The 21,392-nt window shown below is 35.0% G+C and carries 15 protein-coding genes; 9 read left to right on the top strand and 6 right to left on the bottom strand.

Going from position 1 to position 21,392, the window contains the following annotated elements; all coding sequences use genetic code 11:
- The first annotated feature begins 299 nt into the window (after nucleotides 1-299).
- The 6 genes from IPJ83_13310 (at nucleotide 300) to IPJ83_13285 (ending at nucleotide 11,736) form a co-directional block, all read left to right on the top strand.
- Complete coding sequence (locus tag IPJ83_13310) at nucleotides 300-1,325, top strand: PorP/SprF family type IX secretion system membrane protein (protein MBK7881527.1); 1,026 nt, start codon at nucleotides 300-302, stop codon at nucleotides 1,323-1,325.
- A 17-nt stretch (nucleotides 1,326-1,342) separates the two neighbouring features.
- A complete protein-coding gene (locus tag IPJ83_13305; GenBank protein MBK7881526.1) occupies nucleotides 1,343-3,769 on the top strand; it encodes a hypothetical protein in 2,427 nt (808 codons plus the stop codon).
- 26 nt (nucleotides 3,770-3,795) lie between these two features.
- The gene (locus tag IPJ83_13300) at nucleotides 3,796-7,407 is read left to right on the top strand and encodes a gliding motility-associated C-terminal domain-containing protein (GenBank protein MBK7881525.1); all 3,612 of its coding nucleotides are present in this window, start codon (nucleotides 3,796-3,798) and stop codon (nucleotides 7,405-7,407) included.
- A 108-nt stretch (nucleotides 7,408-7,515) separates the two neighbouring features.
- Complete coding sequence (locus IPJ83_13295; GenBank protein MBK7881524.1) at nucleotides 7,516-8,424, top strand: prohibitin family protein; 909 nt, start codon at nucleotides 7,516-7,518, stop codon at nucleotides 8,422-8,424.
- 3 nt (nucleotides 8,425-8,427) lie between these two features.
- Nucleotides 8,428-10,221, top strand: coding sequence for an acyl-CoA dehydrogenase family protein (locus tag IPJ83_13290; GenBank protein MBK7881523.1), 1,794 nt, complete (start codon nucleotides 8,428-8,430; stop codon nucleotides 10,219-10,221).
- A gap of 42 nt (nucleotides 10,222-10,263) precedes the next feature.
- Complete coding sequence (locus IPJ83_13285; GenBank protein MBK7881522.1) at nucleotides 10,264-11,736, top strand: LptF/LptG family permease; 1,473 nt, start codon at nucleotides 10,264-10,266, stop codon at nucleotides 11,734-11,736.
- 25 nt (nucleotides 11,737-11,761) lie between these two features.
- Here the strand turns inward: IPJ83_13285 and xseB are convergent, their stop codons facing one another.
- From xseB to IPJ83_13260, 5 genes are read right to left on the bottom strand one after another with little or no spacing between them, the layout of a single operon-like run.
- Nucleotides 11,762-11,941, bottom strand: a complete 180-nt coding sequence (xseB, locus tag IPJ83_13280; GenBank protein MBK7881521.1) for an exodeoxyribonuclease VII small subunit — start codon at nucleotides 11,939-11,941, stop codon at nucleotides 11,762-11,764.
- Nucleotides 11,942-11,945: 4 nt separating this feature from the next.
- The gene (gene xseA, locus IPJ83_13275; protein ID MBK7881520.1) at nucleotides 11,946-13,163 is read right to left on the bottom strand and encodes an exodeoxyribonuclease VII large subunit; all 1,218 of its coding nucleotides are present in this window, start codon (nucleotides 13,161-13,163) and stop codon (nucleotides 11,946-11,948) included.
- Nucleotides 13,164-13,170: 7 nt separating this feature from the next.
- Nucleotides 13,171-14,376, bottom strand: a complete 1,206-nt coding sequence (gene sucC / locus IPJ83_13270; protein ID MBK7881519.1) for an ADP-forming succinate--CoA ligase subunit beta — start codon at nucleotides 14,374-14,376, stop codon at nucleotides 13,171-13,173.
- Nucleotides 14,377-14,380: 4 nt separating this feature from the next.
- Nucleotides 14,381-15,859, bottom strand: coding sequence for a T9SS type A sorting domain-containing protein (locus IPJ83_13265; GenBank protein MBK7881518.1), 1,479 nt, complete (start codon nucleotides 15,857-15,859; stop codon nucleotides 14,381-14,383).
- A gap of 16 nt (nucleotides 15,860-15,875) precedes the next feature.
- Nucleotides 15,876-17,402: a T9SS type A sorting domain-containing protein gene (locus IPJ83_13260; GenBank protein MBK7881517.1), complete on the bottom strand. Its 1,527-nt coding sequence runs from the start codon at nucleotides 17,400-17,402 to the stop codon at nucleotides 15,876-15,878.
- A gap of 108 nt (nucleotides 17,403-17,510) precedes the next feature.
- Between IPJ83_13260 and mdh the strand changes: the two genes are divergently transcribed.
- The 3 genes from mdh to IPJ83_13245 all read left to right on the top strand — a co-directional run bounded on the left by mdh (nucleotide 17,511) and on the right by IPJ83_13245 (nucleotide 20,027).
- Nucleotides 17,511-18,446: a malate dehydrogenase gene (gene mdh, locus IPJ83_13255; GenBank protein ID MBK7881516.1), complete on the top strand. Its 936-nt coding sequence runs from the start codon at nucleotides 17,511-17,513 to the stop codon at nucleotides 18,444-18,446.
- Nucleotides 18,447-18,480: 34 nt separating this feature from the next.
- Nucleotides 18,481-19,005, top strand: coding sequence for a redoxin domain-containing protein (locus IPJ83_13250; protein MBK7881515.1), 525 nt, complete (start codon nucleotides 18,481-18,483; stop codon nucleotides 19,003-19,005).
- 128 nt (nucleotides 19,006-19,133) lie between these two features.
- On the top strand, nucleotides 19,134-20,027 hold the full coding sequence (locus IPJ83_13245; protein MBK7881514.1) for a hypothetical protein: 894 nt from the start codon (nucleotides 19,134-19,136) through the stop codon (nucleotides 20,025-20,027).
- 6 nt (nucleotides 20,028-20,033) lie between these two features.
- On the opposite strand, the gene tilS is transcribed toward IPJ83_13245, so the two are convergent.
- On the bottom strand, nucleotides 20,034-21,362 hold the full coding sequence (gene tilS, locus IPJ83_13240) for a tRNA lysidine(34) synthetase TilS (GenBank protein MBK7881513.1): 1,329 nt from the start codon (nucleotides 21,360-21,362) through the stop codon (nucleotides 20,034-20,036).
- Nucleotides 21,363-21,392: the final 30 nt, after the last annotated feature.

Raw genomic sequence — 21,392 nt, 5'->3', positions numbered from 1 at the left:
TTTGGGTGATTGATTCTTAAATGCAATGCCATTAATGCATTGGGGTAAATTGGTTCATACAGAAATTTATATGGATAGTTGGTTGAAAAGCATAAGATTAAATCTTATATAAATTTTGAATTAAACATTTGGTTGATTATATTTGTGAACCAATTTCATGAAATCAACCAGCTTGCTTGGCAGGTACCAATGCCGAATATATTGAAAAATTTCCTGCCAGTTACTGTTGATTGACTGATATTTATAGATTTATGTATTAGATCTATGGAAATGTATTAGTTAATTTAAGAACCAAGCCTGTGAAAAAACTCAAAATTCTGGTAGTTTTAGTGTTGATATTTAGTTTCCAGATTAATATTATGCTGGCACAGGATATTCACCACTCACAATTTTATACATCACCCCTAAATACTAATCCCGCATTAACTGGAGTTTTTAATGGGGATTGGAGAGCAGCAGGAAATTATCGGAGTCAATGGTTTGTGGACAACCTAGTGAATTATTTGACATTTACCGGGAGTTATGATATTAGACTTTATCCCAAAAAATGGACTACTAAAGGGCTATGGTCTGCAGGGTTCCTGGTTAATTATGACAGGGCAGGGGATTCAAAGCTAAGTTTAGGCTATATTGGAATAAGTGCATCTTATGCATACCCTATTAACAAAAACAACATATTCTCCATTGGAGGATTAATTGGTGGTGCTCAAAGAAGGTTTCAACAAGATCAATTAACCTGGGATGAACAGTGGAATGGGACAAACTTTGATCCAAACTTATCTCCACAGGAAAATTTTGATAGGACGTCTAATGGATTTTTAGATTTATCAGCCGGGATAAATTACAGGTGGCAAAAAAATACAAGGACTAAAATTGATGCAGGTCTTGGGTTATTTCATCTTAACCAACCTGAGCAACAATTCTTTAGTCAAACGGAAAGTGTAAATTTACCTATTCGATTTAATTTAAGTTTAACTCCGTCTGTCAAATTACTTGAACGATTGGATGTATTGTTTCATGCTCAATTTCAAAAACAGCAAAATTATCAAGAGACTGTTTTTGGAGGGTATGGAAAGTTTTATTTGTCTTTGAAACGAGGAAGGGAGTTTGCTTTGCTTTTAGGATTGTCTGCCAGAAGTGAAGATGCTATTATCCCAAAGCTTGCCTTCCAATATAATAATTGGTATGGTGGAATTAGCTATGATGTGAATACTTCTCCATTTGATTTAGCAACACGTGGAAGGGGCGGGCCTGAGTTTTCTTTGATTTATACTTATGTAAAATCAAGACCTCTGAGTCAACTGAAAGCTTGTCCAATTTTCTAAACTTTTTGATTTTTAAAATGAGAAAATTATTTTTATCTATATACATCATTTTTCTGAGTACTTTTTTAGTGAGTGCTCAGAGTCCCAGTAAAAAATCTGTCATTGAGGCAGCTGAAAAATCCTTTTCTAGTAAAAATTTTTATGATGCATTAGCAAAGTATCAGGAATTATTGCAATTCGAAAGTGACAATATTGATTTTTTATATAAGGCGGCTGAAGCTTCTCGTCTTCATGGAGCATATAAAATGTCAGTCGGATATTATGAAGCTGTTTTAAATCATCCCGATGGCTCGCAGTATCCGTTGAGTGGTTTTTGGTTAGGGATGCTTAAGCAAATACAAGGAGATTATAATTCAGCTAAGGCTGCTTACACTGCATATAGTTCAGAGCATGCTGGAGAGGATTCCTATTATTCTGCTTATGCAGATAAGGAGATCAAGGCTTGTGAATGGGCTATAGAAATGATTAATAATCCTGTGAAAAGTACAACAGTGGTATCTATGGGAGAAAGAGTAAATACCAGTTTTTCAGATTTTGCACCAATGCAATTAAAACAGGAATTTGTTTTTTCCTCAAGTCGTTTTGAAAATAGAGTGAATACTATTATGCCAAAGCGCTATCTGAGTGGTTTGCTTAGTTCAAAAAGTGAGGGGGTACCAGTTCAATTAAAATACCTTAACACGCTGTTTCCTGGGAAAAACATAGCAAATACAGCAGTTAATCGGACAGCGGACAAAGTTTATTTTACAGTTTGTGAAGATCTTAATGACCACGACAAAAGATGTGATTTATATCAAGCAAATATAGATTCAAGTCAATTTTGGTCGGAACCAATAAAACTTCCTGATTATATAAATATACCTACTAGTACACAGACACAACCTAATGTTGGGTATAATAAACTTAATAATAAGGAAGTCTTATACTTTGTATCTGACAGACCTGGTGGAAAAGGAGGGTTGGATATTTGGTACTCAATGATTGATGGAAATGGTAATTTTTCAGAACCCATGAATTTGGCCGGACTTAATACGATTCAAGATGATGTAACTCCATTTTATCATATACCTACAAGTACATTGTTTTATAGTTCTAAAGGCCACCTGGGGCTTGGTGGATTTGATATTTATCAAGTTAAGGATCAGGCCGATGGATGGGGTACAATCAAGAATTGTGGAATTCCCTTAAATTCAAGTTTTGATGACCTGTACTTTGTAAGGTTAACCTCAGGAACTGTTGGTTATTTGGCTAGTAACAGGACCGGAGCCCAATATATTGATGATATCAATGAAGCTTGTTGTTTAGATATTTTTATGGCTAATATTCAACCATGTGAAATAAAACTAAAGACATTGGTTTATGATGCAGGAACCTTGATGGAATTGAATGGCGCAACGGTTAAGTTATTTGACAACAAGGATGTTTCGAAAGAGGCAGTAATTATTACAAATGATCTAACCAATTTGTTTGAATTTCCAATTGAGTGCGAAAGAGAATATCGCATTGAGGCATCGAGACCCGGATATTCTATGGAATCAGTCATATTCTTGAGTGGTAAGCCAGGTGAGTTTAAAGAGATTACCAAAAAGTTATATCTTAAACAATCCAAAATCACTTTAGACGTCCTTACATATGACAAACAAACCGGTTTAGATTTGAATGGAACAACAGTAAGTTTGTTTGACCTTGAGCATCCTGATAATAGCCCTATAGTCATGACAAACTTACAAACAAATTTATCTCAATTTGAATTAGACAGATGTCATAAGTACAGGATTGTTGCAACAAAATTAGGGTATGGCACCTCAATGAAAGAGTTTCATGTGGATTGCAACCAGATTGGAACGGTATTGCAAAAAATATATTTAGATAAACTTTTATATAGTTTATTACCTGTTTCCTTATATTTTGATAATGATCATCCCAATCCAGCCACAATGTCAAAAACTACGACATTATCTTATCAGCAGACTTATGAGAATTATTATACTCGCAAGTCAGTTTTTGGTTTAAAATTTTCAAATACATTTCCTGTTCAAGAAAGAGAAGTTCAAAAGAGTGTCATGGATAATTTTTTTGATTTGGAAGTGAAGGCAGGTAAAGAAAAGTTTGAAAAGTTTCTTTCCGTTTTAGAGTCAGACCTTAAAGAAGGAAAGAAGTATGAGATTTTCTTAAAGGGCTATGCAAGTCCATTGGCAAATAACCATTATAACTTGCACCTTGGACAAAGAAGAGTTCAAAGTGTAAAAAATGAATTTAATAGGTATAATCAAGGTTCATTAAAAAAGTATATTAAATCAGGAAAACTTATTATCAGTCAAAAGTCATTTGGGGAGGATACGGCTCCGAAGGGGATAAGTGATAATTCAAAAGATCCTAATTCTATATATCACATCAATGCTTCTCGGGAACGAAGAGTTGAAATAGTTGAAATTAAAGAGTAGTGAACTGGTTAATACAATTGAAAATTATGAACAAGGATCAAATTAATATAACTGGTAAAAAATTCATTAGGATAGCCATAACGTTATTTATCTTTTTTGCAATTCAACAATTCTCCTTTTCAACACATTTGGTAGGTGGACAGCTAAGTTATAAATGCCTTGGAAATGGCTATTATGAAATAAGGTTGGTGGTAAGGCGTGATTGTTTGAACGGAGCCGATACCGTTTTTTTTGATAATCCAGCTGTTATAGGGGCGTTTTATGGCAATGGACAAAAAGCATTTAGGGTAGGGATTGATGGGGTGTTTGAAATGGATTATGTTAAAAATGATACATTGAGAGAGAAAGTGGATAATTTTTGTGTTGGGAAGAACCAGGAAGTTTGCGTGCACGAAGCTATTTATACTAAAAAGATTTACTTGCCTTTTGATGAGAGGGGATATATCCTAGCTTATCAGAGATGTTGCCGCAATACATCTCTTACAAATGTAGTTGAGCCACTTGAAACAGGAACTACTTATGCAATAAAGTTTAGTGCCATTGATTTGTTAAGTTGTAATTCAAATCCTCAGTTTGGAAATTTTCCACCAATTTATGTTTGTGTTAATAAGCCTTTTGTATTTGACCATAGTGCCACCGACTTGGATGGAGATTCATTAGTATACATGTTGTGTAAACCAAATCTTGGCAAAACTCGACTTACACCAGCCGGCAGACCTGATTCTCCTCCCTTTGATAGTGTTGTTTTTAAATCTCCATATTCATTGGATGATTTAATGAATGGTGGATCCGGAGGTGTTCCATTAAAAATTGACTCTAAGACAGGACTACTAACTGCGAATCCCAATACTCTTGGCCAATTTCTTGTTGGAGTGTGTGTGCTTGAATATAGGGATGGCAAATTATTATCTTATGCAACTCGCGATTTTGAATTAAATATTGTGCCCTGTGGTATTTCTCCTATCGCCTCCTTTATAAGGAATAGTTCAATTTGTGATGGTTTGAATCAGAAATTTACCAGTGCCAGCAAAGATGCTAACTTTTATGAATGGTTTTTTGATTTTAACAACAATAGGAATTTAAAGTCAAGTGATCAAGATCCAAGTTTTAAATATGCAAAATCAGGTACGTATGAAGTTGTTCTTGTTGTTCGCAATGGCGAATGTACCGATACTGCCAGACAAACAATTGTAATTATAGAACCGGGATTAATTCCTGATTTTAACGTCACAGTTGATTGTTCAGCAGATTTGACGTTAATCGTAAAGGACTCTTCTCGTTCAAATTATACAATTTCCAATTATTATTGGAGCCTATCTGGAAACGGAAATAATTTAACTTCTAATTTGAAAGATCCTGTCTTTAAGCTTTCTAACGATGGGCGCATTACAATTGAATTGACAATAACAGATGTGAATGGATGTACTTCAATGTTATCCAAAACTTTAGAGATTAGCAGCATTGACATTGAGCTTATTGGAAATGAAAAAGATATTTGCAAGGGAGATTCAGTTAGATTGGTGAAAAATCCTAATCCAAGATTTATTTATACCTGGAGCCCAACCACAGGACTTGATTTAACCATTCCTTCCAATCCTTTAGCCAAGCCGCAAACAACTACAAAGTATCGTGTTACCATAACTGATGGCAATTGTATTGTTGAAAAGGAGATATTGATTAATGTGAGGGATCTTGTGAATTTGAAAATACAGGGAGACTCCACAACTTGTGATGGCGATATTTCCTTGACAGCAAGTTCTGATTCTACCTCTTATTTTGAGTGGTCTTTTAATAGAAATTTTAATCCGATTGAATTTACGGGCTCCAATTTTAAAACAAAAATTGTTGGAAACAAGATCGTATTTGTTAGGGCTGGATCAAAAGATCAATGTCAAGTGATTTTAGCTGTTCAATTATTAGATCGTAGTCTAGAATTAAAGTATCCAAAACAGTTGGTGCTTTGTGCAGAAGACACTACAAGTTTTAAAATTGAGCAGGTTAATGCTTCTGATATTGTTACAATTAATTGGGAACCAAATCCTATAATTATTAATTCTGCAAATCCATTAATGCCGATTATTTATGTTTCCAAACCTGGAATTTATGTTTTAAAATTTAAAGCAACTAATCAATTTAATTGTATGTTGTCTGATTCAATATTGGTTCAGGCAGTTGCACCACCTGATGCGGATTTCAAAATTGAATCCGAGTGCGGTTCGTTAAAAGTTACTGTGACCACTTCTGGGAATAGAATCGTGAATTGGGACTTCGGTGATGGAATAGGGAAGGCGAATACACCCATAGCAATGTACACATATAGTAAGTCTGGGAATTATAAAATCACATTGACAGTGGATAGTGTTTGCACAAGAAGTCTTACAAAAGAGTTTACATTCGTTGAAATTAATGTTAATTTAAAGGACACAGTATTGGCTTGTTATGGTGATGTGGTTGAATTAAATCCTGGAGGAAATAATGAATTTATATACAATTGGATCCCAGTTGATGGATTGGATGATCCGAAATCGTCAAATCCAAAAGCAAAACTTACCAGAACTACAACATACTATGTCGAAATTACAGATCCGAAATTTCCAGGTTGTTCAAAGAAAGATACATTAACAGTTTTTGTACCAGAGAGAATAGATTTGGAAGTAAGCAAGGATACTTTGTTGTGTGAACCTGCAAGGATTATTTTAAATGCTAGGTCAAAGAATCCTTTAGTCAAGATAATATGGTGTGATCAGGCTGGAAAGGAGATTGGGAGTGGAAATAGCATTACTGTTGAACCGAAAATAACTCAATTTTACCAGATTAAAGCTGAAGATGAATATGGCTGTAAAATCTTGGATACCATTCATGTTGAAGTCGTATTGCTTAAGGCAGAATTACGCGGGCCTTCGGTTATATGTTTGGGTGATTCTGCAATGATTACTGTTGTTGGTGAAGGACTTTCTAAATATTCCTATGATTGGACTCCAAAAGAAGGAATAATTGGTAGTTCATCCGAATCAAAGATTACCGTAAATCCCAAAGTTAATACAAGCTATACTGTAAAAATTATTGATTCTTCAGGATGTAATTGGATATTAACACATACCATAAACGTCAATGATCCATCAAATAAAGTTTTTGCGAATGCAGATCCTATAATGATTGTGCCAGGTTATAAATCCCAATTGACCACAGTAGATATGGCCGGTTACAAATACAAATGGAGTCCTGATGATGGGTCTTTAAATAATAGTGAAATTTTTAATCCAATTGCAATGCCTTTTAAAACTACAACGTATGTAGTAACGGTAACAGATGAAGCTGGATGTACTGCTACCGCTTCCGTGACCATAATGGTCAAATCCTGTGCAGATGCTGTATTTATACCAAATGCATTTAGTCCAAATGGAGACTCAAAAAATGATTTTTTCCTTCCCAGGTCACAATTTATAACCAAAATGAATATGGTGATATATAATCGCTGGGGGCAAAAGTTGTTCGAAACTTCTGAGCAAAATCCTGGCTGGGATGGCACATTTAAGGGAGAAAGATTGGGGCCTGATGTTTTTGGTTATTTATTAAAGTTCCAGTGTTTCGAAAATTTGGAATATACTAAAAAGGGAAACGTGTCAATTATAAAGTAATACATATATGCAACCTGTTTGAATTAAATTATTTGAACCGAGTTGATTCTATTTGTGTTAGTTAAGTAATTGAGAACGAGAGTACAGGGAGATGCATAATTTAATTTTATGATACTTATAATTATTGGCCTTTTGGGGTTGGGAGTTCAGTTTTTTCTCAATCAGGATAATCAACATCCATCGATTAGAAAATTATCGAAGATATTCCGAATTGCTGCCTTGGTTTTGATCGTGGTCGGGGTTTTTAGTTCATGTTTTATTCAGATTAATGCAGGTCAAATAGGGGTTAAGTCATTGTTTGGTAAAGTGCAGAATGATATATTATATCCAGGACTTCACATTGTAAATCCTTTATTGGAAATTCATGAAATGGACGTGCGTACGCAAAACTACACAATGTCGGGGGTAACGGATGAAGGTAATGTTAAAGGGGATGATGCTATAAGAGCACTGACTAGGGATGGACTTGAAATAGTGATCGATGTGACCGTGCTTTATAAAGTTTTGCCAACCTCGGCGCCAAAAATTTATAATGAAATTGGTAAAGATTACCAAGATAAGGTTATTAGACCACTTGCCAGATCTCGAATTAGAGATTTTTCAGTGGGATATGAAGCTATAGAACTTTACTCAAGTAAAAGAGATGAGTTTCAAATGAAAATTTTCAAAACAGTCGAAGAAGACTTTTTAGCAAGAGGATTGATACTTGAGCAGCTCCTGATTCGGAACATTGGATTGCCAAATAGTGTAAAAGCTTCAATTGAAGAAAAGATAAGAGCAGAGCAAGAATCACAGAAGATGCAGTTTGTTTTAATGAAAGAAAAACAAGAAGCAGAACGAAAAAGGGTGGAAGCTCAAGGCATTGCTGATTACCAAAGAATTATTAATACAGGATTGACCGATAAACAACTCGAATATGAATTAATAAAGGCATATAAAGAACTTAGTTTGTCACAAAATGCTAAGGTCATTGTACTTAATGGCAAAAATACCCCGTTAATGCTTAATGGAAATTAATTTATGGATCGTATGATATCAGAAAATAATACCAAAGTATTAAAGGGGGGTGAATTTTTAGTAAAGGAAACGAATTACAAAACCAATTTTATACCTGAAGACATTAATGAAGACCAGAGGTTAATTCGCGATACAGTAAGAGATTTTGTAGAATACGAAATTTGGAAAAGGGGAGCAGTTCTAGAGGATCAACAATCTTTATTAGAGATCGCTGCTAATCTGGGGCTTCTTGGCGCACACATTCCGACTATGTATGGAGGGGTAGAGCTTGACACACATTCAAACACAATTATCTCTGAAGAGTTAGGAGCGGGGGATGCATCATTTAATACAACAATTGCAGCCCATACTGGAATTGGAATGTTACCAATTTTGTATTTCGGCACGGAAGAACAAAAAATGAAGTTCCTTCCAGGATTGTCAAATGGGCAACTTAAAGCTTCCTATTGTCTAACTGAGCCATCTTCGGGAAGTGATGCCTTAAGTGCTAAAACCAAAGCAATTCTGGATAGTTCAAGAGAGTTTTATGTTCTAAATGGGCAGAAAATGTGGATCACAAACGCAGGATTTGCGGATATATTTATTGTTTTTGCTCAAGTAGATGGAGATAAATTCACAGGTTTTATTGTAGAAAAAGGCACTGAAGGATTGACTTTAGGTCAGGAAGAGCATAAATTAGGTATTAAAGGATCGTCGACCAGGCAGGTTTTTCTTGAGAACGTTAAAGTTTCGGCAGAAAATGTTCTTGGAGAGATTGGTAAAGGTCACCTTATTGCTTTCAATGTGTTGAATATTGGAAGATACAAGTTAGGGGCAATGGCCATGGGTGGATGCAAAAGGTGTATTAGTCTTGGTGTAAAGTATGCGAATGAAAGATTTCAGTTTCAAAAAGCCATCTCGAATTATGGGGCCATTCAATACAAAATTGCTGAATCTGCAATCAGGGTATTTGCACTTGAGTCCACTATCTACCGTGTTAGTGACTTGATGGAGAAAAAGAAGAATGAAGAATTAGCCAATGGAATGGATTTTGGAAAGGCTATGCTTGAAGCTGCAGAAGAGTATGCTGTTGAATGTGCGATTATTAAAATTAATGGCTCAGAAGTCTTGGATTATGTTGTAGATGAATTACTTCAAATTCATGGAGGATATGGTTATTCTGAAGAATACCTGCCTGCCAGATTATACCGGGATGCCCGAATTAATAGGATTTATGAAGGGACTAATGAGATAAATAGGATGTTGTGTATCAACATGATACTAAAACGGGCATTGAAAGGAGAGTTGGACTTAGTAGGCCCCGCATGGGCAGTCCAAAAGGAATTAACGGGAATTCCATCATTTGAATTCCCACAAGTGGCTTTCGGTATTGAAATTAGGACTTTGCAAGACTTTAAGAAAATTCTATTAATGGTAGCAGGAGCCGCTGTTAAATATCAAATGGATGGCAAACATGACTTAAAGGAACAACAGGAAGTTCTGATGAATATAGCAGATATTGTTATTGATTTATACAATTCTGAGTCATTGTTGCTCCGTGTTCAAAAATTAAATGAGAATAAGAATCAAGAGGAGATTTCTCCATTTATTGCAATGTTAAAAGTCTTTATAAACGATGCACAATCAAGAATTATTAAAAATGCTCAGGATGCGTTGACTTCCTTTGCACTGGGCGATGAACTTAAGGTTATGCTCATGGGGTTGAAACGTTTTTCAAGATATGAAACTATTAATGCAAAGGAGTATCGCAGAATCGTAGCCCAACACATCATAAAAGCCAATTCGTATTGTTATTGAATTGTCTATTAATTTTGCGGCACTTAATTTTAATCCATAAGAATGGTAAAGCGGCTTGATTTAATGCTTGTTAAAGGGTTTATTGGCCCCTTTGCCGTTTCATTTTTTATTGCATTGTTTGTTTTGGTTATGCAAACCCTTTGGCTATACATAGATGATATCATTGGAAAGGGGGCAGGAATTTTTGTGATAATTGAGTTTTTAAGTTACTTGTCGTTATCTCTTGTGCCAATGGCTTTGCCAATTGGTGTTTTGCTGGCAGGCGTATTTCTTTTTGGAAACCTGGGGGAGAGATATGAATTGTCCAGCATTAAGTCAGCTGGGGTTTCACTGGTAAGAATTATGGTGCCTATAATGTTGTTATGCGCATCAATTGGCTTGGTGTCCTGGTTTTTTTCAGATTATGTAATACCTAAATCCAATTTAAAATTTTTGAGTCGGTTACATGATTTAAAAAGACAAAAGCCAACTTTAAGTTTAGAAGAAGGTGTTTTTAACGAGGATTTTTATGGTTATGTAATACGAATCGAGAAAAAATTAAGTAATGGAAAAACTATCCAGAATATTCTGATTGATGACCATAGTAATACCAGCACAAAAGCAACTATTTTGGCGAAAAGTGGAGAAATGTATGTCACTCCGGGTGGAAAGTTTCTTGTCATGCAATTGGAAAATGGTGAAATTTATCAGGTTCCTGATCGGGCCACTGTCAGCAATTCGCTTTATCCGTTTGTTAAAACTAAATTCAAAGAATTGACTAAAGTTTTTCCTTTGGAGGAATTTGAGTTGGAAAGATCTGACGAAGATTTGTTTAAAAGCAACCAGAGGATGAAGAATTCTAAACAGTTGCGGATTGAGCTTGATAGTTTGTCGAAGCAGAGATCAAATCTTTATCATCCTATATTTTCAAGGTTTATTGAGCAGGCTAAGGGAGAGGGTGGCAGAATAAATGATTTAAATAAATCTAAAGGAATTCAAAAATCGCCTGAAAGTAAATTATTAAAGAATTTTAAAGAAGAGTATAACAAATTATATTCGGCTAACAATAAAATTGACTCACTGCTTTTGCAATACCGTGATTCAGGCAATGAGTCAAGTATGGTATCTTACCATAGAGCTAAACTAAATTTGGAGCGCGAATTGAATAATAAGAGAAACTTTGAAGAGAGTGAGAAAAATTTGCAAAAAAAGAAATCTAAGTTTGCTTATGAGTTGTATATCAAGTATTCTTTTGCCTTAGTTTGTTTTTTGTTTGTTTTTGTGGGGGCTCCATTAGGTGCAATTGTTAGAAAGGGAGGGTATGGATATCCTTTAATAATTTGTATCCTTGTATTTATAGTTTATATATTGCTCAATACTTTCTGTAAAAGACTTTCTGAGGGATTAACATTGAGCGCTCTTACTGCTGCGTGGATTCCTTGTGCGGTAATATTAATTCCAGGTATTTTGCTTACATGGTCTGCACAAAATGACGCCAATCCAATAACTTTAGTTAAAAATATTTTTAAAAAGTAACTTTAAAGAAAAATATTACTTTGTTTTAATTTTCAATTTCTTCGCTTATTTTTCTTAAGGTTTCTTGACAATGGAGAAGTAATTCCTTAGCCCGATTAATGTTGATCAGAATTTCATCTAACTGTGTCTCCTCAGATTGAATTTTTTGAAGGATTTTTTCTAATTCCTCATATGCTTCTGAGTACTTTAATTTTTGTTTTGCCATCTCATTAGGTTTTTGAGGTTATTTGCCCATCCTTAAATTTAGTGGTATATTCTGATTTGGTATCAAGGTCACTTAATTTTTTTACCCATCGGTTACCTTGAAGAGTTATTGTGTAACCTCTGGATAGAATGGATGAAGGATCATTGATTTTCAAAATTGCCTCCATATTTTTCAAACCAATCAATTCACTATGTATGTTTTCTTTACTCGTTTTGATAATTTTTGTAAAAATTTCATTAAGCTTTGAAGATGATTGCCAGACTTTATTTTGAGAAGCATTATTGATTTTCGCTCTCATGTTTTCTTGTCTTAAATTTTCTACAGAAATTTTGCGTCTACTCAAAATTTTTATTTCATTTAAAATTTCAATTAATTGGGTTTCAAATATAGCATTATGATTGATAATAAATTCGGCAACGGCTGTGGGTGTTTTACAAGCATTGAATGCATTTAGATCAGCAATAGATTCATCAATTTGATGGCCAATTCCAGTTAAAACCGGATAAGGACAATTACTGATGGATTTTGAAATGAGGAAACTATCAAAATCTAATAAGTCTAATTTAGCTCCGCCGCCCCTAATAATTGCTACAATATCAAATGATTCATTATTAATTTTATTAAATGCATTGGATATTTCATATTCAGTATTGTCTCCTTGCATACTTGCTTGGAAAAGTGAAATCTTGAATGAATATCCAGCCGGATTCGATTTTAAATGATCAGTGAAATCAATATATCCTGCGGCTGTTGGACTGCTGATTAAAGCAATTTTTTGGATAACCTTGGGGAGTTTTAAATTTTTGTTAAGTTGCCAAAGGTTAGCCTCTTTTAATTTTGATATTATCTGTATTCTGTTTTGAGCAATTTGCCCTAGCGTAAAAGATGAATCCAAGTCATGAATTACTAATTTAAGCCCGTATCTGGGATGAAAATCAACAAGGACTTTTAGCCTAACTTGATTTCCTGCTTTTAATATGCTAAATATATTGTGTGGAAATTTTTTCTTAATTAGCGATATTTGATTTTTCCAAATCACCGCAGAAGCTTGAGCGACTATTTCTTCATTATTTCCTTTTTCTGAAAGCTCAATATAAAAATGGCCGCGAATTTCTTTTGCCTGTATAACTTCACAACTTACCCAAAAAGATTCTTCAAAATTCAGTCCTATTACCCTTTGAATAAATTCATTTAATCTACTCAGTGTGATAGTTTGTTCCAAATTATCTCTATGGTTTAAGGAGCTTTGTTACCAAATCTGCCGCTTCTTGAAGTTGTATGGCGGAATGAACTTCCAATCCAGACTCATCAATAATTTTTTTGGCTATCTCTGCATTAGTGCCTTGAAGTCTGACAATGATTGGTACGGATATATTACCCATATTTCTATATGCATCCACGATACCTTGTGCTACGCGATCACATCTAACAATACCCCCAAAAATGTTAACTAATATGGCTTTTACTGAAGGATCTTTAAGAATAATTCTGAAAGCTTGTTCAACTCTAGCCGCATCGGCAGTTCCTCCAACGTCAAGGAAGTTTGCAGGACTTCCACCTGCCATTTTAATTATGTCCATTGTTGCCATGGCTAAACCGGCTCCATTTACCATGCAACCAACATTTCCATCTAATTTTACATAATTAAGATTATTATTACGAGCCTCAACTTCTGTAGCGTCTTCTTCATTTTCATCTCGCATGCTTTCAAGTTCAGGATGTCTGTATAAGGCACTATCATCTAAAGCAAATTTACAATCCACGGCTACTATCCTGTTGTCCCCTGTAAGCAGGCAAGGGTTTATTTCAATTAAAGTTGCATCTGAGTTTAGAAAGGCTGTGTAAAGTTTTTTAACAAAATCACACATTTCTTTATAAGCCTTACCACTTAATCCTAAAGTGAATGCAATCTTTCTCAACTGAAACTCTTGAATTCCCAATGCAGCATCCATGTACTCTTTATGCACCAAATGTGGAGTCTCTTCCGCTACTTGTTCGATGTTCATGCCTCCCTGACTAGAATAGATAATTACATTCTTTTGTGATGCACGATCGGTAAGGATGGAAAAGTAATATTCCTTACATGCATTAAAATCCGGGGCATAAGAATCCTCTGCAATGAAAATTTTATTTACTAGTTTGCCTGGGCCTTCCATACCCCCTGGAGTTTGTGGTGTTTTTAGCCACATTCCCAAGATTTGACTTGCATATTGCTTCAAATCTTCTTTTGATTTTGCAAGTTTTATTCCTCCTCCTTTGCCTCTTCCACCGGCATGAATTTGAGCTTTAACTACCGCAATTTGAGTTCCAGTATCTTTTTGAATTTGTTCAAATGCTTGTTCGGCTTCAGAAACAGTTGTTGCAACAATTCCTTTTTGCACATTGATTCCAAATTTCTTTAATACTTCCTTACCTTGATATTCGTGAATATTCATTTAATCAATTGTTAGATATGATAATTTTTTTAATAATTTCCGAAGTTCCGTTTTTAAGACGGAGGAAATAAATACCGGCATTTAATTCCTGTAAATTGATAGTCGTAATATCCTCATTTTGAATGCCGGTTGACATGACTTTTACTTTCTTTCCTACTGAATTAAATAAACTAAATTCGAGTGGTGATGATTGATTTGATGAAACTACAAAAAGTGTTTGATTTTGTCTCACCGGATTTGGATAAATTCTAATTTGTTCAGATTCAAATATTTTATCAGAACTACTTAGAACATTTGTATTAAAATAAAATGATTTTGAATTTTGAGCACAGAAATCAAATTTATTCATTGGAATCACCCTCCAAAAAAAGTTTTTGCCAGAAGCTATAGAATCTAACTTAACAAAATTATTTTCAGTTCGGATATTATAAACTAAGAGGCTAAATGCAGCTGTTCTTGAAAGTTGAAATAAGTATGAATCGGCTCCATTTGCTTTGTCCCAGCTAAATATCACATCTCGTGAAGATATTGAACTGGAATCGAGTGGAGAGAATGAATCTTGATTAAATTCATTAATCTTTAAAAAATTTGAAGTCGGGCGAAGTAAATTTGATCTGGTAGACATCAGGTAATCAAGCATTGCTTTTGATTGATCTGATGCAAACCTGTTCATGCAAGCGTCATTTGCATAAGACATAAAAAGACTGCCATCTGATTGGAATTCTTCATCATTAATATCTCTTTGCACAGATGTGCTTTGTGAATTTTCATTACAACTCCAACGACTGCTAATGTAATCAGGAGGAGTATCACAAAATCCATCGGCTTCCATGGGACAATTATTTCTTGAGACATTTTCAATGGTTCTCCATACTTGGCCCTGATATTCAATCGTTGGTTTGTTGTAATTATAAGGAGTTCCTTCCCATCCGAAGAAGGTGTGTGGCAATGAAAAATAATGCCCCAGTTCATGAGCCCATGTATGAGAACTCTTTCCAAGACATGTTTTACTTAAAGCTACGGCGTCCCCTTCATAAGCAAAATACCCACAATTTCCTGCTGGATCTGTTACAATATAACAATTAATAACATTCTTAAAATTATTAGCTTTCATCATTTCGATTCCAGCTTCAAATTTTGGGTGTGAATCCCATTTTGAATTATCTATATAATTTACTTCATTTTCAAAATAGAACTGCATGCCAGTTTTTTCAAAATCACTATTTAAAGTACATAATGATTCTTTAAGAGATACTAAATTATAACCACCGTTTCCAACATCCGATCTTAGTATATGGACTTGAATAGGGATATAAATAACGCCAGATTCGGGATATGACAATAGACTATTAGATTGTCTGATATTAATTAATTTTTGCTGATCACTTGCATTAGTCCCGCAAAAATTTGCAGGGGCAGTTTGTCCACAAAGCTTAAATAAAAACCCTAATGCCAATGACGACAGTAAGAATACGTTTTTCATGTTGAAAAATTAAACTTTATTGCACTAAGGTTTTGCCAGATAAAACTCGATCTGATGTGCTTAACCTATATAGATAAACACCTTTTTGGTCTAAATAAAGCGTGGTTTGGTTGCTTCCGTTTTGCAGTTGCATGTTTGTAGATGTAATCCTTTTGCCTTCAAGGTTAAAGATTTCAAGAAGTGCGTCTGAATGCCGGTCTATGTTAATTTCTAAAACCAATTGACTTGGCTGTGTAGAATAAGCATTGATTGCTATAAGGGATGCATGAGGATCATTTGAGGCAACCGGAAATTGGCCAGTTGTAAAAAAAAGTGCATTTGAAGGAGTTATACAGAAATTATTGGCATTATAACCAATAACCCTCCAAGCATACTTTTTCCCAGGTAAAAGATCCACAAGGGTGGTATCTGTGCGTCTAGTCAGGAAATTTCTATTTTTATTTGTTATGACGGTCTCTCCAATTTCAATAAAGTAATGGGTCGCATTAGCTAATGGCTCCCAATCTAATTTTACAGAGTTGTATCCGCTGGTAGTTGAATTTGCAAGAGGCTCAACGATAACTGGATTTCCTGAAATAGGGCCAAGTGGGGTGAAAGCCGGTCTTAGATAGAGTCTGTTTGAAGATAAATAATCTCTGTTAATCGCAGCTTTTTGTTCTGTAGTAAAAGTATCCAGGCAATTTAGGAAGTAACCCATAATATTACTTTCCATTGGATCCAAAAGGACTTCGTCTGGATCTTTCGCACAACCTACATAATTACAGCCACCAGACCAACCATACCCTAAGTTATAGTCCGCTGGCGTGTCACAAAATCCATCAGCAGCAATCTTACAATTCAAAGTACCATTCACCCTTTTGTTTCGGTCCACATATTCAACCTCAAATGTTGAACCTGCATAAGACACGGTTTTTGGTGTGGGTGTTGAGCATGTGTAAGTAGTAGCTTCCCATCCAAAAAATGTATGTGCTAGGCTAAAAAAGTGACCGAATTCATGAGCAATTTTATGTGCCTCGCGGGCAAGTAATTGACTTTGATGAACTCCGGTTACGACATAATCTCCATTTGGAGAATAAAACGCCAATACACCAAGTTCATCTGCCCTAGCTACTTTAGCAACAAAAAAGTTTAACCCGTTTCTGTAGCTATTGCTTATACTTCGCGCCCATGAAGCGCCCAAATCACTAGATGGGTTGTCGTATAAATTTGTATTGTTAACAAAATTTATGGTCTTTACATAAAATTGAATTTCCTGATCCAAATAGATCTCATTTACCGCACATAAACTCTCAAAAACACTGGTGACTTTACTCCTTCCAGTCCCGTCTGCTTTAGCCACTAAATGGACATTTACAGGAATATACCTTATAACCCCAGACCTAGGAAGAACTAAATGCTCCATTTTTTCACGATTTTGGAACATTCTATCCCTTATTTGATACTGATCCTCAATCGAAGTTCCACAATGACCTATAGCAGATTGCGAATTGGCAAAGGACATTGAGATTAAGGTCAGGAGTGAGAGGAGGTAAAAATTTTTCATTCAATGATTTTTGTTAATTAATTAAGGTTCAAAATTAAAACAAAATGACATCTTCAATCATTAGTTTTGCGTCGAAATCAAGTTTATTACCCCAAACAACGTTTTAAAATGAAAAAAGTTACTGTAATAGGCGCCGGAAATGTTGGAGCAACCGTTGCAAATGTTTTGGCTCACCGCGATTTTATTAAAGAAATTGTATTGGTTGACATTAAAGCTGAAATGGCTCAGGGAAAAGCTTTGGATAGTTGGCAACAGGCTCCTGTAGACTATTATTCTACAAAATTAATAGGTACGGATGATTATGGACATACAGAAGGGTCTGATATTGTTGTAATTACAGCTGGTTTGCCGAGAAAACCAGGGATGACCAGAGATGATTTAATAAGTACCAATGCAGGGATTGTCAATAGTGTCACTTCCAATGTAATGAAATATTCAAACAATCCAATCATTATAGTGGTTTCAAATCCTTTGGATGTCATGACTTATGCGGCTTATAAAGTTAGCGGATTGGATGGCAAAAGGGTAATAGGAATGGCAGGGGTTTTAGATACTGCACGCTATAGGGCTTTTTTAGCTGAAGCGCTTAATGTTTCCCCTAAGGATATTCAAGCATTATTGATGGGCGGGCATGGTGATTCTATGGTTCCACTTCCAAGATTTACAACTGTTGCTGGAATTCCAGTTACGGAATTGATAGATAGTGAAATTCTTAATAAAATTGTGGAGAGAACTAAGTATGGTGGAGGCGAACTGGTGAAATTAATGGGAACATCAGCATGGTATGCCCCGGGAGCAGCAGCAGCTCAAATGGTAGAGTCTATATTAAAAGATGAAAACCGTATCTTTCCTTGTTGTGTGCATTTGAATGGGCAGTATGGATTAAATGATGTTTTCGTAGGTGTCCCTGTAAAATTGGGATTTAAGGGCATAGAACAAATTTTAGAAATTAGATTGGATCCAGCTGAGCAAGAACTTTTGAACCAATCCGCAATTGAAGTAAGGAGCATGATGGAGGTTTATGATAAACTTCCTAAAAACTAATTGAACATCACTTGGTTTTCTTGGTTTAATTGGTATGTTTGGAATCCAAGTAAGTTTAGAAAAGGTTCTTACCGTTTCAGGTGTAAATATTGATGAATTAAGTCGTCGAAAGCAAGTTCTGTTGGTGTTTCTTAGGCATTTTGGATGTACTTTTTGTCGTGAGGCAATGGAAGAAATAGCTGAATTGGATGCTCAGGTAGATCATAATAAGGTTGACATTGTTTTAGTACATATGGCGACCAACGAGGTTGCTCAGCGTTATTTTCAGAAATACAAAATTTCACATTTAGATCATATTTCAGACCCAGAGTGCCTATTGTATAAGCAGTTTGGTTTGGTGAAAGGGAATTTTAATCAATTGTTTGGATTTAGATCCTGGATCAGGGGTTTGGATGCAGGGATTATTAAGGGCCATGGATGGGGGGTTCAATTGGGAGATGGCTTTCAAATGCCTGGAGTATTTACTATTTTGGAAGGCAAGGTAGTTTCTGAGTTTAGACATCGATTTGTTTCTGATAAGCCTGATTACAAAAGTATGGTAGATTGCTCCATTAGCTAGATCTCCCTATTTTAACCAGAACTTAGACAGCACTTTTATCAGTCCTGGTGAGAATGGGTAATACGGGCATCCATCAATGTATAGTGTCTAAAAATAATATGAGTTTATCTTTTGCGTTATTTGATCATATGTCCAAAATTTTTTTCAAAATATTTGTTTTTTCTTGTTTTATCTATAATTATAGCTTTGGTCAGAATGTAATTGTAACGGATAAAGATAGTCTTGGTTTTTGGTCTGATGTAATGTTTAATTCAAGATTTCCTAAGCACAGGATTTTGGCAGCTGGGAAGGTTTCTGATCTCTTCAAAAGAGTTGTGGAAAATGGTAGCATTATGGCCTCCGAATTAAATTCAAATATTGTGCGACTTGCGCCTGAGGATCTTTCCTTCGAAATGTTTACCTGGCAGTATGAGGGTGAAAATAATGTTTGGAATTATGATGGATTAGTAAGGTTAAAAAGCGGAAAGGTCTATGTCCTTTCGAGAGAACAAAGAGATTACGATAGAATCAGGTTTGAAGAATTTTCACCTGAGAATTGGTATGGAGCGGTATATTTTCATTTGCTTCCAGAAACCTTTGGCAAAGAGGATTATTTCATGCTGTTTGGGTTTGCACAGAATTCCAGGTTGGAAAAATTTAAAATAATTGAAACATTTCATATTAAAAATGATCAAATTATATTTGGCTCTAAGGAATTTAAAATTAAAGAAGAAAATGGCGATGAGATTTTGACCAATCGACATGTGATAAGATACTCTCAACAGTCTAATTGCACATTAACCTATGAGCCCAAAAGTAAGATGATTGTATTTGATCATATCACAAAGTATGAGACGCCCAATCAAAAGAATGTATTTATGCTTGTTCCTGACGGAACCTATGAGGCCTTCAATTATCAATCAGGTAAGTGGAAGTTTGATCCTTACCTTCCTACAACTAAAATGGAGGAAGCCCCTCGTGAGCGACAAATATTAGATGACAGACCCAAGGATCTTTTCGGAAATCCTAAAAGGTCTAAATGATTGTGTTTAGTTTTCTTTAAGAATACTGATCTCCATTATTTTTTTAGTTAGCTCGGTGACTCTAATTTCATGCGCAATTGTATGCCCGACCAACCAGTATATTTCATCTCCAGAGGTCAATACGAGTTCTTGTTTTTTAAAAGCTGAAATGGACTTATTGTCAGCAAGAATTTTCTTAACCTTCTTTTTTTTGCCTTGCATTCCGTAAGGACTCATTTTGTCTCCTTTAGTCCAATGGCGAATTACCAATGGAAATTTTATTTTATCGAAATCCACATAAATGATCAATGGGTTTTTCACCATAACTCGCAGGTCAAAATTGTCAACACTAAACAACTTAATATTTACGCAAATTCCATTCTTATTTATAAAATTTTCTTTTTCGTCAGGAATAACAATCTCCTCAAAACTATCCGCGGTGTTAACTTTCACGATATATAGACAACCACGATCAATGTACAGAGTTTGGTCAGTCCTGGATTTAAACTGCTTACCTGGAGAACCAAGATTTGCTTTTATATCTTGTATTTCATTGTAATGAAATCCATTTTCTGCGAGATATTCATGCAAAAAATAGTCTTCTTCATTTAAGCAAAAATTAATTTTAGTAAATGTATTAGAAAATTGTACATTTTTTGATTTCCAAATAGTCCTGTAATAATCTAACAGTACATCTAGTTCTCCTAATAACTTTAAACTCCTATTGGTAGTCTTGAGAAAGGCTGGGTTGATTGATTTAAAAACCGGAATTACCTGATGACGAATCAGGTTTCTCGCATATTTGTCCTCCATATTAGAAATATCTTCCCTGAACAAAATTTGATTTGTTTCAGCATAGTTATAAAGGTCATCTTTATTTAGATTTTCTAAAGGTTTTAAAGAATTTTTATAGGAGACAGGCATTGTGTTTAGTCCTTTTATTCCGGCTCCTCTAATAAGATTTAGAAAAAAACCTTCAATCATATCTTCCATGTGGTGGGCAGTGATCAGGAACTGATAGCCAAAATCACGCTTTATATCATCAAAATATGAAAATCGAAGTTCCCGTGCAGTGTTTTGTATATTGGAAGAATTTTTTGGAATTGGGCACGATTTAATATGAAGGCTTATTTGGTTGTTTTTAGCCCAATCCTCAATTAGTTTTTGATCCAAGTTTGAATCGTTTCCCCGTAAATGGTAATTACAATGTGCTAGCCCAATTTTAAAATTCTTTTTTCTTAGGATAGAAGCCAGAACCATTGAATCAACTCCTCCACTTACTGCCAATAATAATTTGTTCTCTTGGTAGTCAGCAAGTTTCGAATAGACCAAACACTCCAAATCGATAGAATTCAAGACTAAAAGTTAATTAATTGTGAGTTTAAC

The sequence above is a fragment of the Candidatus Vicinibacter proximus genome (assembly GCA_016713905.1).
Lineage (GTDB): Bacteria > Bacteroidota > Bacteroidia > Chitinophagales > Saprospiraceae > Vicinibacter > Vicinibacter proximus.
The sequence above is the reverse complement of the archived record's forward strand: the minus strand, read 5'-3'. Positions and strand labels throughout refer to the sequence as shown.